Source organism: Nannocystis pusilla (assembly GCF_026626665.1).
GTDB classification, from domain to species: Bacteria; Myxococcota_A; Polyangia; order Nannocystales; family Nannocystaceae; genus Nannocystis; species Nannocystis pusilla.
The window spans coordinates 8351467-8366857 of sequence record NZ_JAPNKE010000002.1; the positions used below are offsets into that span (position 1 = coordinate 8351467).

The window sequence follows — 15391 nt, forward strand, 5'->3', positions numbered from 1 at the left end:
TCAGGACAGGGTCCGTACCATCTGTCCCTCAGGCCATCTCCACCCGCCCGCTCGGACATGCCCCTTCAGCCAGCTCGTCAAGTTCAGCGTCCGCGCCGCTGCACCCACTCCCGGAACGCCGCCGGCGTCTCGGCGCGCAGGGCCGGGTTGGTCGCGAACTCGTAGCCCAGCGTGCTCGTCGGCGTCTTGCCGTAGTCGTGGCCCGGGAACACGCGGGTCTCCTCGGGCAGCGCGCCGAGCTTGCGCTGCAGCGAGTCGACCATCGCCTCGACGTCGCTGGCGCGGCCGCACGAGCCGACGAACAGCACGTCGCCGGTGACGAGCGCGGCCGGCTCGCGGACGAACCAGCACACGCAGCCGGGCGTGTGTCCGGGGGCGAAGATCGCCCGCACCCGGCCGTCGCCGAGCGGGACCTCCTCGCCGTCGGCCACCGCCTCCACGCGCGGCGCCAGCCGCCTCGCCGTCGCCACCTCGAGCGGATGGCAGCGCACCACCGCCCCGGTCAGCGCGGCCGCCTCGTCGAGGCCGGCGATGTGGTCGTCGTGCGTGTGCGTGAGGAAGATCGTCGTCACTCGCCAGCCGCGCCGCCGCGCCTCCGCCAGCAGGCGGTCGACCTCGAAGGCCGGGTCGACCAGCGCCGCCTCGCCGGTGCGCGGGCAGCCGATCACCTCGCAGAAGTTGTGAAGGAGCCCGACCTCCAGCTGCACGATCTCGAGCGCGTCTCCCGCCCGCGACGACGCCTGCGTCATTCCCCGCAGGGGAGCACATCGGCGGCCTCCGACTCAAGCCCTTGCGGTGCGCCACCGATGCGCCGTATGTCTGCGCCGCCTCGACGCATGGCTCTCGATCTCAGCGGACTGAACCCCGACCAGCGCGCCGCCGTGTGCGCCACCGAAGGTCCCCTCCTCGTGCTCGCCGGCGCCGGCTCGGGCAAGACGCGGGTCATCACTCACCGCGTCGTCTACCTGATCGAGCGCGGCGTGGCGCCCGGCAACATCGTCGCGCTCAGCTTCACCAACAAGGCCGCCGACGAGATGCGCGAGCGGTTGATGAAGATGACGACCAAGGCGGTCGCGGACGCGCTGGTGCTCGGCACCTTCCACAGCGTCGGCGCGGCGATGATGCGCGAGCAGCCCGATCACTTCGGCGTGCCGAAGAAGTTCGGGATCCTCGACCAGGGCGACGTCTACGGGCTCGTGCGGGCCGTCCTGCGCGACCTGGGGATCCACGGGCAGGGCGCGGAGCGGCGCTTCGACCTCGGGGCGATCGTGCAGCGGATCTCGCTGTGGAAGAACGACTTCGTGTCGCCGACCGACGCCCAGGGCCTGTACTTCGAGACCGAGTACGACGAGGCCGCCGCGGCCGTCTACGGCCCGTACGAGGAGCGGCTGCGGGCGCTCGGCGCCGTCGACTTCGACGACCTGATCTGCCGGATCGCCACCACCCTCGAGGAGAACGCCGAGGCGCGCGCCTACTGGCAGGCCAAGTTCCGCTACTTGATGGTCGACGAGTACCAGGACACCAACCGCGCCCAGCTCGAGGTCGTGCGGCGCCTCGCGGGCGAGCGCGAGAACGTGTGCGTCGTCGGCGACGACGACCAGGCCATCTACGGCTGGCGCGGGGCCAAGGTCGCCAACATCCTCGGCTTCGACATGTACTTCAAGCGCGCGCAGACCATCAAGCTCGAGCAGAACTACCGCTCGTACGCCCCGATCTGCCGCTGCGCCAACGCCGTCATCCAGCGCAACACCTCGCGCCACGAGAAGGAGCTCGTGCCGCAGCGGCGCGGCGGCGACAAGGTCACCCTCGTCGTCGCCCCCGACGGCGACCAGGAGGCGCGCTTCATCGGCCGCACCATCTACCGCGAGATCAAGGAGCGCGGCACGAGGCCCGAGGACATCGCCGTCCTCTACCGCAGCGCCAAGCAGTGCGACGCCATCGAGGCGCTGCTGCAGGAGCACGGCCTCCCCTACCGGATCCTCGGCGGCCAGGCCTTCTACGACAAGAAGCAGGTCAAGGACGCCCTCGCCTACCTCAAGGTCATGCTCGCGCCGCAGGACGACCTCGCGACCCGGCGCGCGCTCGACGTCCCGTCGCGCGGCGTCGGCCTCAAGACGATCGAGCACCTCAGCGAGTTCGCGCGCCACCGCAACCTCTCGCTGGCCGAGGCGATCCACCGCAGCGAGGAGATCGCCGACATCCCGGGCCGCGCGGCCGCCGGCCTGCGCAGCTTCTCCGCCGCGATCAAGCGCGCCCAGGCGCACTTCTACAGCAGCGGCTCCGCGGTCGCCCCGCTGCAGGGCCTGCTCGAGGGCGTCGGCCTGCGCGAGTACGTGCTCAAGGAGGCCGGCTCGGAGGCCGCCGGGACCGCGCGCTGGGACGGCGTCGTCTGGCTGCTCGAGGCGCTCGGCCGGTTCGAGCAGCGCGCCCGCGCCAAGGGCGGCCACGCCCGCTACAACGACTTCTTCCAGGTCATGAACGCGACCAAGGAGAAGGACAAGGACGAGGGCAAGGAGGAGGACGCCGCGCGCGGCCAGATCACCCTGTCCACCCTCCACAGCGCCAAGGGCCTCGAGTGGCCGCTCGTCTTCCTGATCGGCTGCGAGGAGGGCATCATGCCGCACAAGCGCGTCAGCGCCCCGCGGATCAGCGACGCCATCGCCGGCGACATCGAGGAGGAGCGCCGGCTGTTCTACGTCGGCATCACCCGCGCGCGCGATCGCCTCTACATCACCCGCGCCGCCACCCGCCTCGAGCGCGGCGCCGAGGTCCCGCGCAAGCCCAGCCGCTTCCTCGACGACCTGCCCGAGGCCGACGTCCAGGTCCACGACATCGCCCGCGACGAGCGGCTCGGCCACGACAACATCGCGTCGAGGGCCGAGGCCTTCCTCGCCAACCTGGCCAAGGGGCTATGACCTTCGGGTCATGCCCCCGGGACATGTTCAATCGAACACCTCGAGCGGCACCCGGTAGATCTTGAACGGAAGGTGCGGCGGCTGCTGCATGTGCACCATCCGCACCACCTCGCTCTTGATCACGTAGAGCTCGCCGTTCGCCGCCGTCGCCGTCGACAGCCCCGGCTCGCGGACCAGGCGGTTCTTGACCGTCCCGGCGCGGTAGCCCGGCGCGGTGAAGGTGACCTGCTGGACGCCGCCGTCGTGAATGACGTAGAGCGCTTCGCCGATGAAGATGATGCCGTCGGCGCCGAGGAAGTGCGGGTCGCCGGCGGGGGCGAAGGGGTCGCCGTCGAGGGAGATCTCGCGGACCTCGCCACCCGCGCGCGGGACGACGAACAGCTTCGAGGGCGAGGTGAACCCGCCGATCACGTACGCGCCGTCGGGGCTGACCGCGACGCCGTTGAGCCCGAACTGACCCATCGGCGCCGACATCCGGGCGTCACGCACGAATTCGTCGGCGGTCCCGGCCTCGAGGTCGATCCGGTAGATCACCGGCTGGAAGGAGTCGGTGACATACGCGACCCCGTCGGCCGCCAGCGCGACGTCGTTGCAGATGCCGCCGCGCGCCAGCTCGAAGCTCGCCAGCCGCGCACCCGTGTCGACGTCGAACACGTGGACCCCGCCGAGCATGTTCTGGATCTCCGAGTAGCAGACCCTAGGCGGCGACGGACCTCGTCGACCTTGGCGCCGGTGAGCTGCTGCGGCTGCCCCGCAGGCGCGTAGAACGGCAGCTCCGCGCCCGTCTGGGCGTCGATCTGCGTGATAGTGCCGCTGAGCAACCCGGTCGCGAAGAAACGCCCTGTCTTCGCATCGAAGGCCACGCCCTCCGGCACCGAATCCGTCGCCTGCAAGCTGTACTCGTCGCGAAAACTCTTCATATCCTCCGCGTGCCGTCGCTCGCGCGCCCGGCCGCACCATCTTCGAGGCTGGCCACTTTGGTGGTCAAGCGCCATCGCGGCGCGACGATGTCCCAAAGGACCGGTGACCGCGGGCGGCGCCTTCGCCGGTCGATGCCGCGCGAGCCGGCGCGCTCTCGCGCCGCGACGTCCGTCGGCCATCGATCTCCGTCGGTCCGCGCGGTGGCGTCCCGCTCGGAGGACGTCGGCTCGCGGACAGTCGTACACTGTGAGCGTGGTGGGGAACGGCCTGGCGGTCCCGGCGCACCGGCGATCGGGCAAATGGGGCGCAGAGGTCCGCCGGGCGCAGGCGCGACCCGGAGGGAGCGTTCCCGCACGGTCCATGGGTGTTTTGACCGACACCGAGGGTTGTCCTTCGCCCCCGAGGCAGCGAGAGTGGTGCTCGCGCGACCTGGATTTGAGGGGTGATCGCACTCACGGTGTTCGCGCTACGATCGAAGCCTCCAGCTTTTTCCAGCCCGCGCGGCTTCACTAGACTCTCCCTCTCCGCGTCCGCGACTGCCTGCCTGAATGCGAGAAAAGGATCCAAATAGCCGCGGCAACAAGGGCTCCAAAGACCTCGCGGGCGAGCCCTCTTCGGCCGGTCAGGATCCGCGGATCGGGATCCCCGACGACGACGACGATCCGTTCAAGGGCAGCATCCTCGAGGAGCCCGATCCGAGCCACGCAGTCGAGGCCGCTGCGGACGACTCGGAGCTCGACTTCACCGGCATCGCCACCGACGATCCGCCGTCGGACGTCACGATCGACGTCGACGACGAGCAGACGGCCTCGCAGATCCCGGGCTTCCTGCTCAACAGCGGCGAGAACTCGATCGTCGCGCCGATCCCGCGCGGCGTCTCGGCGCCCATGCCGAAGGCTGCCGCGCGGCCCGAGCCCGACGCACCGCGGGCGATGACGTCGTCGACCAAGCGCTCCTCGTCCGCGCAGCTGCGGCACGACCTGCGCACGCCGTTCAACCAGATCTTCGGCTACAGCGAGATGCTGCTCGAGGACGCCGAGGAGAAGAGCGACGAGTTCGTCGGCGCTCACGTCCGCCAGCTCAGCGACGGCCGGCAGCTGCTCGCGGTCATCGACGAGCTGCTCGATCCCAAGGCGCAGCGGCCGAGCCAGGAGCGGCTCAATCGCGACTTGCTGTTCCCGCTGGCGCACCTGCGGACGCACGTCGAGCGGCTGGTCCAGGTCTTCAAGCAGAACGACCGCGACGAGGTCAGCGCCGACATCGAGCTGATCGCCGACGCGGTGCAGCGGCTCGACGAGATCGTCAGCGGCGGCGCGGTCGCCCGGCTGCTGGCGACCTCGGGGCGGGTGCCCGAGCCGAGCCAGGCCACCATCTCGCCGGCCCTCTCGCGCCCGACTCGCATCGCGCGCTCGACCGACACCGGCCGGATCCTCGTCGTCGACGACAACGAGTCGAACCGCAGCATGCTCGCGCGCCGGCTCGAGCGCGAGGGCCACGCCGTGCAGCTCGCCGACAACGGCAAGCGGGCCCTGCACATGCTGCGCAGCCAGGACTTCGACCTCGTCCTGCTCGACGTCATGATGCCGGAGATGGACGGCTACCAGGTGCTCGAGCAGCTGCACGCCGACGACAAGTTCCGCGGCCTGCCGGTCATCATGATCTCCGCGCTCGACGAGATCGACACCGTCGTCAAGTCGATCGAGCTCGGCGCCGAAGACTACCTGGCCAAGCCGTTCGACCCGGTCATCCTGCGCGCCCGCATCGGCGCCTGCCTGGAGAAGAAGCGGCTCCGCGACCGCGAGCGCGCCTACGTCCGCAAGCTCCGCAGCGAGCAGGAGCGCAGCGAGCAGCTGCTCCTCAACATTCTCCCGCGGCCGATCGCCGAGCGCCTCAAGGAGGGCCAGCGGACCATCGCCGACGTCTTCCCCGACGTCACGGTGCTTTTCGCCGACCTCGTCGGCTTCACCCGCATGAGCGAGCAGCTCCCGCCGGCCGAGCTGGTGGCGATGCTCAACCGCATCTTCTCGATGTTCGACCAGCTGGCCGAGAAGCACGGCCTCGAGAAGATCAAGACCATCGGCGACGAGTACATGGCCGCCAGCGGCCTGCCGATGCCGCGGCCCGACCACGCCGAGGCGATGGCCGAGATGGCGCTCGACATGCTCGCGGTGATCGAGCGCTTCAACGCCAAGCGCAACCGCGGGGTCCGGATCCGTATAGGCCTCAACTGCGGCCCGGTCACCGCGGGCATCATCGGCACCAAGAAGTTCGCCTACGACCTGTGGGGCGACACCGTCAACATCGCCAGCCGCATGGAGTCGCACGGCATCGCCAACGCCGTGCAGGTCACCGAGGCCACCTACAAGCGCCTGCGCCACAAGTACGCCTTCCAGCGCCGCGGCATCATCCACGTCAAGGGCAAGGGCGCCCTCTGTACGTACTTCCTGGTCGGCCGCCGCCCGCAGAAGTCCGCCGGCAGCGAGCAGAGCGACGTGAAGCCGGCCGTGATCGTCACCCGCCACTCGGCCAACGTCGACCTCGGCAAGCCGCTGACGATGGACATCCCGGCCCGCGTCCCGATCATCGACGACGACTGACTCTTCCCGATTGCGGCTGTCCCAAAAGACAGCCGCGTCCCGCGTCCCGCGCCTCGACGACGATCGAGGATGTCCCAAAAGACAGCCTCGCCCCGTACGGACGCCAGGAACAAGTCCCGGCAGACATGTCCGGGAGGACAGCCGCCCCCTTCGCGCGTATCGCCTCACACCCGAGGTCCGCCGCTCACGCGGCTCGGTGACATGTCCGTGAGGACAGCCTCTGTCGCGACCGGGGCGGCCGCGCTCCTCGGCCTGGCGTCCGTCTGTCCGGCCTGATTTCGCCCGCCCGCGCGGCCGCCTCGCTCCGCGCGCGGGCGCTTCCGCGCCGAGCGCGCGGGATTTTGTTGCTGCGGTGGCGCGTTTTGCCGACCGAACAGCGTGCATCTGCGCCCGCCCGACCTTTCGGACGGCCCCGCCTCGCATGCACCATTGTCGCCGCGGCCCCGTGCCGCGATCTCTCGCCATGCAGCACCCACGCGGTCCTCGTCTCCGTCTGCTCACCCTCTCGCCGGCGCTGCTCGCCCTCGCCGCCTGTCAGCCTGTTTCCAAGCCTGCGGCCGAGACCGGCGCGAGCGAAGAGCAGCCGACCGGCGACTCGCTGGTGCGAACGATCCCTGCCGACAAGGCTGGCGCCGCGCTGGTGTTCCCGCCGCCGCCGACCGACCGCGAGCCGCGGCCCGAGCTCGACATCGCCGGCGAGGATGTCGGCAGCGATCAGCAGCTCACCGTCAACTGGCCCACCCTCGAGGACGGCAAGTTCGAGGTCGAGGGCCAGGTCGTGCGCCTGCGCTTCAACCGGGCGGTCAAGCTGCCGGGCAAGATCGTCAAGGACAAGCCGATCGCCGCCGCGGCCGGCACCCTCACGCTCGACCCGCCGGTCGCCGGCAAGACCGTGTGGACCAACAACCGCTCGCTCGAGTTCCGCGCCGACAAGCCGTTCGACCCCGACGCCACTTACACCCTCGCCGTCCAGGGCGTCACCACCGAGGACGGCGGCGCCATGGAGGCGTGGAAGGCCGGCTTCACCGCCGAGCCGCGCATCGACGTCGCCGGCAAGACGATCACCTACTTGCCGAAGCCCGGCGAGTACGGCGTCGTCAACGTCTACCCGCAGTGGGGCGGCCGCGTCCCGGCGGGCGCCAGCTTCTTCGTCGTCTTCGACCAGCCCGTCAACCTCAAGAAGGTCGGCGACCTCGTCGAGCTCGCCTACGACAACGGCGAGAAGATCGACGTCGTCCTCTCGCACCTCAAGGGCAGCCGCTTCGAGGGCTACACCGTCAACCCGCGCCAGGTCCTCGAGGTGAAGCCCGCCGCGCCCATGCGCGAGGAGGCGGCCATCGTCTTCAAGGCCCGCGGCGTACACGGCGACGAGTTCGAAAAGCACTACGAGATCGCCGGCCCGCTCGAGCTCGTCAAGGCCAGCTGCGGCTACGCCTGGGACCGCAGCGTGTGCGACTGGCAGAACCCCGTGCTGCACACCGACGGCCGCGAGGTCGCGCTCGAGTTCACCAACCGGCTCGCCGTCGATCAGGACACCCTGAAGGGCCAGCTCCGCGTCACCCCCGCGGTCGAGAACCTCAGCGTGTGGGCCAACGACACCTGGGAGAGCAACGGCCGGATCGTCGTGTCCGGCAACTTCCTCCCGTCGAGGACCTACCGCGTCGCTCTACCTGGCCTCAAGGACATCTACGGCAACAGCGTCCCCCCGACCGCGATCACCCTCGAGACCACCCCGCTGGCCGCCAGCGTGTCGATGCCCGAGGGCGTCCTGATCCTCGACGGCGCCGCCAGCCGCGCCTTCACCGTCACCTCGCGCAACGTCGCGCGCGGCGAGATCCAGGCCTGGGAGGTCACCGACGACGCCGCCGCGCTGAACCACGCGCGCGAGCAGATCGATCGCCATACCCCGCCCGAGGGCGCGCCCACCGTCACGATCCCCTTCGAGCCCGCCGCCAGCCCCGACCAGTTCGTCAGCACCTCGGTCGACCTGCTCGCCAAGCTCAAGCCCGGCAAGAACTACGTCCTCGCCGTCAACCTCGTCGCCCCCGTCGAAGGCGCCCACCCGGTGCAGTACCCGTCGTGGATGAGCGCCTCGCGGCAGCCGCTCGCCCTCGTCACCCCCGGCGACGACCAGGCCCTCGCCGTCCACACCCACGTCCTGCCCGAGGTCACCCTCGTCCACGTCGCGCGCCTGGCCACCGGACAACCTGTCTCCGGGGCCAGCTTCGCTCTCAACGGCGACAAGGTCGCCGGCCCGACCACCGACGCCAACGGCTTCGCCGTCCTCCCGGTCGGCCTCGACCGCGCCGGCAGCACCGCCGTGCGCGTCGAGGACGGCGCCACCGCGCTGACCGTCCAGCTCAAGAACCCCTCGCGCGAGAACCGGCTGTTCCCGCACTTCTCCGCCGAGTCCGCGCCGCAGCTCGGCGACCGCCGCGGCATGGTGATCACCGACCGCGGCATCTACCGCCCCGGCGCGGTCGTCCACGTCAAGGCCAGCGTGCGCCAGCGGACCGGCGAAGCCATCACCCCGCTCGCCGGCAAGCCCGTCGTCGTCAAGGTCATCGGCCCGACGGAAGAGGAGCTCGCCAGCTACCCGCTGATCACCGACGACATGGGCAGCGTCGCCGCCGACTACAGCGTCCCCGCCGAGGCCCGGCTCGGCCGCCACCTCATCGTCGTCAGCGAGGCCGGCACCGACACGCGGCTCGACGAAGCCGTCGTCCAGGTCGCCGAGTTCGAGCCGCCGCGCTTCACCGTCGACGTCGACGCGCAGGAGGCCAAGGGCGTGCTCGCGGCCACCGTCGTCGGCAAGTACCTGTTCGGCGCCGCCATGGACAAGGCCCAGGTCGAGTGGACCGTCACGCGCGAGCCCGCGGCCCTGCCCTCCGGCACCCTCGTCGACGCCGGCCTCGTCTTCAGCGAGCAGGAGGACGAGTGGTGGGAGGAGGACGACGGCGACGACGAGTGGTCGCGCGCCGGCAGCGGCGTCCTCGGCCCCGACGGCACCCTCAAGGTCACGCAGAAGCTCGACCTCTCGGGCACCGTCGGCCCGCAGAGCTTCACCCTCGAGGCCGACGTCGCCGACACCTCGTACCGCCACATCGCCGGGCGCGGCACCGTCGTGGTGCACCCGGCCGAGCGCTACGCCGGCCTGAAGATCGAGCGGCCGTGGAGCGACGTCGGCGCGCCGGTCAAGGTCCAGCTCGGCGTCGTCGACCGCGAGGGCAAGTCGGTCAGCGGCCTGCCCGTCACCGCGCGGCTGTACGAGGTCGACTGGACGTACAGCAAGAAGCCGATGAAGGGCGGCGGCTACGACTACCAGTGGCAGCGCACCGTCAAGGAGGTCGGCCACTGCACCGCCACCAGCACCAGCGTGCCCGCCAGCTGCGACCTCGTCCCGCCGAACTCCGGCTCCTACGAGGTGCGCGCCGAGGTCGACGGTCGCCGCGGCGGCCTCACCGACCTGTGGGCCTGGGGTCACGGCGGCGCCCAGCCGGTCGTCCCGAGCAAGGGCCGCACCATCGAGCTCACCCCCGACAAGGCCCGCTACGCCCCCGGCGAGACCGCCAAGCTGCTCGTGCGCAGCCCCTTCCCTTCCGCCACCGCCATCTTCACCCTCGAGCAGGGCGGCCTGCTCAAGCAAGAAGTGCGGCGCCTCGACGAGGCCGCCGCGCTGTTCGAAGTCCCGATCAACGCCGGCCACGCCCCCTACGTCCACGCCACCGTCACCTTGCTCCCGATCGGCAGCGGCGAGGAGCGTACCGACTGGAAGATCGGCGTCCTGCGGATCCCCGTCACCCTCGACGACGTCCGCCTCAAGGCCGCAGTCACCAGCGACAAGACCACCTACGAGCCGCGTGAGGAGGTCGCGATCACCGTCGACGTGGGCGACGCCGGCAAGCCCGTCGCCGGGGCCGAGGTCGCGCTCGCGGTCGTCGACGAGGGCGTCCTGCGCATGACCAACTTCCATGCCGAGGATCCCGCCGCGGCCTTGCGCCCTGGCCAGCCGCTCGCCTTCGAGGTCAGCGACTCGCGCGACCTCCTCGCCGCCCTGCTCAAGCACAGTCAGACCGCCGGCGACGGCGACGCCAGCGCCTCCGTCACCAACACCCGCAAGAACTTCGTCCAGACCGCCTTCTGGAAGCCCGACCTGCGCACGGACGCCAGCGGCAAGGCCACCGTCAAGTTCACCTTGCCCGACAACCTGACCCGCTTCCGCATGATGGCCGTCGTCATCGACCGGCAGGGCAAGGGCGCCGCGGTCGAGAACGACTTCACCGTGCGTCGGCCGGTCATGATGATCCCCGTCGTCCCGCGCTTCGCCGCCACCGGCGACAGCTTCGAGGCCGCGGCGATGGTCCACAACAACACCGACCTCCCGCTCGCCGCCACCGTGGCGATGAACGACGCCACCCAGGCAGTCACCGTCCCGCCGCAGGGCCACCAGCGCGTCGGCTTCCCGCTCACCGCCGCGACCGCGGGCGAGCTCAAGCTGAACTTCAACGTCCGCGACGGCAGCAACGCCGTGCGCGACGCCGTCGAGTCGACCATCCCCGTCGACGTCCCCGGCCTCGCCGAGCGGCCGCACCTCGACGGCGCCTTCGTCGGCGCGCAGGACATCGCCCTCGAGATCCCCGCCGGCATCCTCGTCGGTCGCGGCGACAAGGACTACATCAAGGTCCTCGCCGGCCAGCACCTGTGGCCCGAGCTCGGCGCGCGCCTGCAGTACCTCCTCGACTACCCGCACGGCTGCGTCGAGCAGACCACCTCGAGCACCCTCCCGCTGCTGGCCGCGCGCGACATCCTGCCGCGGATCGGCGTCGGCGGCATGACGCGCGAGGAGCTCGACAAGCGGATCCAGGTCGGCCTCAAGCGCCTCGCCAGCATGCGCACCTCCTCCGGCGGCCTCGGCTACTGGCCCGGCGACAGCGTCCCCAACGTCTACGGCACCGCCTACGCCGTGCGTGCCCTCGTCGCCGCCAAGGACGCCGGCCTCGCCCTGCCGGACGGCTTGCTCGAGGGCGTCACCGAGTACCTCGAGCAGATGCTCCTGTCCGACGGCACCGAGGCCGAGGTCCAGGCCGCGATCGCCCACACCTTGAGCGAGCTCGGCGCCCTGCCCGAGAGCGCCGCCGACCCGCTGTTCGACCGCAAGCAGCACATGGGCGTGTTCGGCCTCGCCAGCCTCGCCATCGCCCTCAACAGCCTCAAGGGCCAGGAGGACCGCGTCAAGCAGCTCGTCGACGAGGTCGAGGCCAGCTACGAAGCCGACGGCACGCTCGCCAAGACCGCCAGCTACCGCGACTTCTACTACTTCGGCTCGCCGACCCGCACCATGGCGCAGACCGTCATCGCTCTCGGCCGCCTGCGTCCGAACTCGGTGCTCAAGGCCAAGCTCACCCAGAAGCTCGCCGACGCCACCGAGAGCTACACCACCCAGGCCACCGCCTACTCGCTGATGGCGATCGCCGAGCAGCTCAAGAACCAGCCGGCCACCGGCGCCGGCGTCACCGCGAGCGTCGACGGCATCGCCCTCACCCCTGCCGCCGAGCTCGGCGCCGGCGCCCTCGAGTTCCGGGTCCCCGTCGCCGACCTCAAGGGCAAGAAGGCCGTGCTCAAACTCGCCAGCGACAGCACCGCCGCCATCGCCTTCATGGTCGAGGGCGCGTGGAAGCGGCCGCTCGACGACGCCCGCGGCCTCGTCGCCACCAGCGCCAAGGGCGGTCCCGACGTCTACCGCGCCATCACCGACGCGAGCGGCGGCCCGATCGACCTCACCACCGTCAAGCCGGGCCAGGTCCTGCGCGTCGCCCTGCTCGCCGATCTGCCCGTCGGCGAGCTCGACGGCAACCAGATGAACTACCTCGCCGTCACCGACCGCCTGCCCGCCGGCTTCGAGGCGATCCAGCCCGACCTCTGGACCGTCGCCCGCGCCCCCGAGCTGACCGACAAGCACCCCTTCTACGACCAGCTTCGCTGGAGCGGCAGCGACGCCAGCTACGTCGAGCTCCGCGACGATCGTGTCTACGTCTACTTCGACCGCGTCTGGGGCGACCGCGTCGTCGCCACCTACCTCGTCCGCGCCTCGACCCCCGGCACCTTCGTCCTCCCGCCCGCCTCCGCCGAGTTCATGTACGTCGGCGGCAGCCACGGCTACAGCACCGCCGGCAAGGTCCAGATCAAGCCCTGACCGAATCACGGAGAGGCGCGCGACGACCTCGCGCGCCTCTCCGATTCTCATCGCCACCGCCTCTCGCCTTCCGCGCGAGAATGTCGCGCCCCCTCTCCCGCGTTCTGTCTGCGATGCGACCTCGCCTCCGCCGCTGGCTCCTCGGCCTGTCTCTCGGGACACTCGCGATCGGCGCCCTCACCTGCGGCACCTGGTCGGTGATCCGCGCCCGCGCCGGCGAGCCCACCGCCGCCATGGGCGACACCTGGCACGAGGGTCACCGCGTCCTCGACCGCCGCGGCCGGCTCCTGCGCGAGCTCACCAGCGACCTCGGCCTGCGCGGTCAGCCGCGCGAGCTCGACGACATCGGCCCGCGCCTGCTCGCTGCCACCCTCGTCAGCGAGGACAAGACCTTCTTCGATCACGACGGCCTCGATCCGCAGGCCATCGCCCGCGCCCTCCTGCAGAGCGTCCGTCACGGTCGCCTCGTCAGCGGCGCCAGCACCATCACCCAGCAGCTCGTCAAGATGCTCGACGCCCGCGGCCAGGCCCGCGCGCGCGGCCTCATGGACAAGCTCTTCGAGGTCGCCCGCGCGCAGAACCTCGAGGAGCTGATCGGCAAGGACGAGATCCTCCTCGCCTACCTCAACCGCCTGCCGTACGGCCACGGCCTCACCGGCCCCGAGACGGCCGCGCGCAACTACTTCGGCGTCGCCCCGCGCGACCTCAGCTGGGCCCAGGCCGCCTTCCTCGCCGTCCTCCCGCGCGCTCCCAGCTACCTCGATCCGTACGCCCACCCCGAGCGCGTCCTCCTGCGCCAGCAGGCCCTCCTCGGCGCCCTGCGCGACGCCGGCGAGCTCACCGATCTCGAGCACACCCGCGCGGTCGCCGAACCGATCGAGCTGCGCCCGCTGACGCGCCCCTTCTTCGCCCCGCACCTCGTCGACGCCCTCCGGCTCGAGGGCCGCCTGTCCCCGGGGACAGCCACCACCACCACCCTCGACCTCGACCTCCAGCGCGACATCGAGGGCGCCGTGCGCGTCCACCTCGCCGCCATCGCCGATCGCGGGGCCAGCGACGCCGCCGTGCTCGTCGTCGACAACGACACCGGCGACGTCCTCGCCTACGTCGGCAGCGCCGACTTTCACAGCGACGAGATCAGCGGCCAGGTCGACATGGTCCGCGCGCGCCGGCAGCCCGGCTCCACCCTCAAGCCGTTCGTCTACGGCCTCGCCTTCGCCGCCGGTCACCACGGCCCCGAGCTCACCGCCGACGTCCCCACCACCTTTCAAGAAGCAGGCGGAGGCAGCTACACCCCCGAGAACTTCGACCGCGGCTTCGAGGGACCGATCCCCCTGCGCGAGGCCCTCGCCGGTTCGCTCAACATCCCCGCGGTGCGCCTCGCCGCCGAGCTCGGCCCGGCCGCGGTCCTCCGCGCCCTGCGCGACCTCGGCCTGCGCAGCCTCGACCGCGACGCCGACCACTACGGCCTCGCCCTCGCCCTCGGCAGCGGCGAGGTCGAGCTGCGCGAGCTGGCCGCCGCCTACGTCGCCCTCGCCCGCGGCGGCGAATCGATCGCCCTCCGCTTCACCACCACCGATCCGTCCGCCACCCCCGCCCGGGTCTTCACCCCCGAGGTCGCCGCCCTCGTCACCGAGGCGCTCGCCGACCCGCTCGCGCGTGCGCGGCCTCCACGGCCGCGGCCCGTTCGCGCTCGCCTACCCCGTCGCGGTCAAGACCGGCACCTCCTCCGGTTATCGCGACACCTGGACCGTCGGCTACACCCGCGAGCGCACCGTCGCGGTGTGGCTCGGCAACGCCGACGGCTCCCCGACCGCGCGCCTCACCGGCGCCTCCGGTGCCGGCCCGCTGTTCGCCGACGTCATGCGCCGCGCCATGGCCGACGTCCCCCAGCGCCGCCCGCTGTGGGAGCCCGAGCTGCTCGTCGACGTCGAGGTCTGCCCGCTGTCCGGCGCCCCGGTCGGCCCCGCCTGCGACGAACGCGTCCACCGCAAGTTCTCCAAAGAACATGTCCCGAAGGACACCTGCGCCTACCACGTCCACGTGCGCCCCGATCGCAGCGCCCCCGCCGGCCTGCGCTGCGACCCGCGGGGCTCCGCCACCGCCGTCGTGTTCCCGCCCGAGTTCGACGAGTGGCTGGCCTTCAAGACGATCGCCGGTGACACCCCCGACCTGCACGGCCGCCCCTGGCTCTCGCGCGCCCGCGTCCCCGACTGCGACGAGCGCCCGGCCGCGGTCCCCCTGCTCCGCGTCGTCGCCCCGGCCCCCGGCACCGTGTTCGCGCTCGACCAGCGCCGCGACGCCCAGACCATCGAGGTCCGCGCCGAGCTCGACGGCAGCGGCGTCGACCTCGGCCCGCTCGCCTTCCTCGTCGACGGCCGCGAGGTCGGCCGCAGCGACTGGCCTTACAAGCTGAAGATCGCCGCCGAACCCGGCGACCACGAGGTCCTCGCCCGCCCCGCCGACCCCCGCCTGCCCGTCCGCCTCGAGTCGACCCGCTTCAGCGTCCGCTGAGCCTCGCCTTCCATCGGTCCTTTAGAGCATGTCCACATGGACATGTCTTTAAAGACCGATGATTCGCCGCGCCTTCGCCGAGCTCGCCGCCGCGCGGCGCCATCGGCAGGCAGCCATCGAGCGCGAGCGCCCGCGAGTCTCAGCCTCGCCCCGAGGACTTCCCGCACGCTTCTCGCGCCTGAAAGCCCCGCCCCGCGCGCCTCGTTCGGCCCCTGCATGCGAAGCGAAAGCCTCCGGATCGTCGAGCCCTG

6 protein-coding genes and 2 pseudogenes are annotated in these 15391 nt (G+C 71.4%); 6 read left to right on the top strand and 2 right to left on the bottom strand.

The features are described from left to right. Nucleotides 1-83 precede the first annotated feature (83 nt). Nucleotides 84-749, bottom strand: a complete 666-nt coding sequence (locus OV079_RS36870; RefSeq protein WP_267774253.1) for an MBL fold metallo-hydrolase — start codon at nucleotides 747-749, stop codon at nucleotides 84-86. 87 nt (nucleotides 750-836) lie between these two features. On the opposite strand from OV079_RS36870, the gene OV079_RS36875 reads away from it, so the two are divergent. Further along, nucleotides 837-2915, top strand: coding sequence for an ATP-dependent helicase (locus OV079_RS36875; RefSeq protein ID WP_267774255.1), 2079 nt, complete (start codon nucleotides 837-839; stop codon nucleotides 2913-2915). A gap of 27 nt (nucleotides 2916-2942) precedes the next feature. Here the strand turns inward: OV079_RS36875 and OV079_RS36880 are convergent, their stop codons facing one another. Then, on the bottom strand, nucleotides 2943-3587 hold the full coding sequence (locus tag OV079_RS36880; protein ID WP_267774257.1) for an SMP-30/gluconolactonase/LRE family protein: 645 nt from the start codon (nucleotides 3585-3587) through the stop codon (nucleotides 2943-2945). Nucleotides 3588-4768: 1181 nt separating this feature from the next. Here OV079_RS36880 and OV079_RS59220 point away from each other — a divergent pair. The 5 genes and pseudogenes from OV079_RS59220 to OV079_RS36900 all read left to right on the top strand — a co-directional run. Further along, nucleotides 4769-4951 (top strand): annotated as a pseudogene (locus OV079_RS59220) (histidine kinase dimerization/phospho-acceptor domain-containing protein); the annotation flags it as partial. 285 nt (nucleotides 4952-5236) lie between these two features. Beyond that, nucleotides 5237-6295: pseudogene (locus tag OV079_RS59225) on the top strand (adenylate/guanylate cyclase domain-containing protein); the annotation flags it as partial. Between the two features lie 601 nt (nucleotides 6296-6896). After that, nucleotides 6897-12626, top strand: coding sequence for an alpha-2-macroglobulin family protein (locus OV079_RS36890; RefSeq protein ID WP_267774261.1), 5730 nt, complete (start codon nucleotides 6897-6899; stop codon nucleotides 12624-12626). 113 nt (nucleotides 12627-12739) lie between these two features. Then, nucleotides 12740-14788 carry a transglycosylase domain-containing protein gene (locus tag OV079_RS36895; protein WP_267774263.1) on the top strand — a complete coding sequence of 683 codons (2049 nt, stop codon included), beginning with the start codon at nucleotides 12740-12742 and terminating at the stop codon, nucleotides 14786-14788. Then, nucleotides 14736-15140 carry a hypothetical protein gene (locus OV079_RS36900; protein WP_267774264.1) on the top strand — a complete coding sequence of 135 codons (405 nt, stop codon included), beginning with the start codon at nucleotides 14736-14738 and terminating at the stop codon, nucleotides 15138-15140. Before OV079_RS36895 ends, OV079_RS36900 begins: the two co-directional genes overlap by 53 nt. Nucleotides 15141-15391 lie beyond the last annotated feature (251 nt).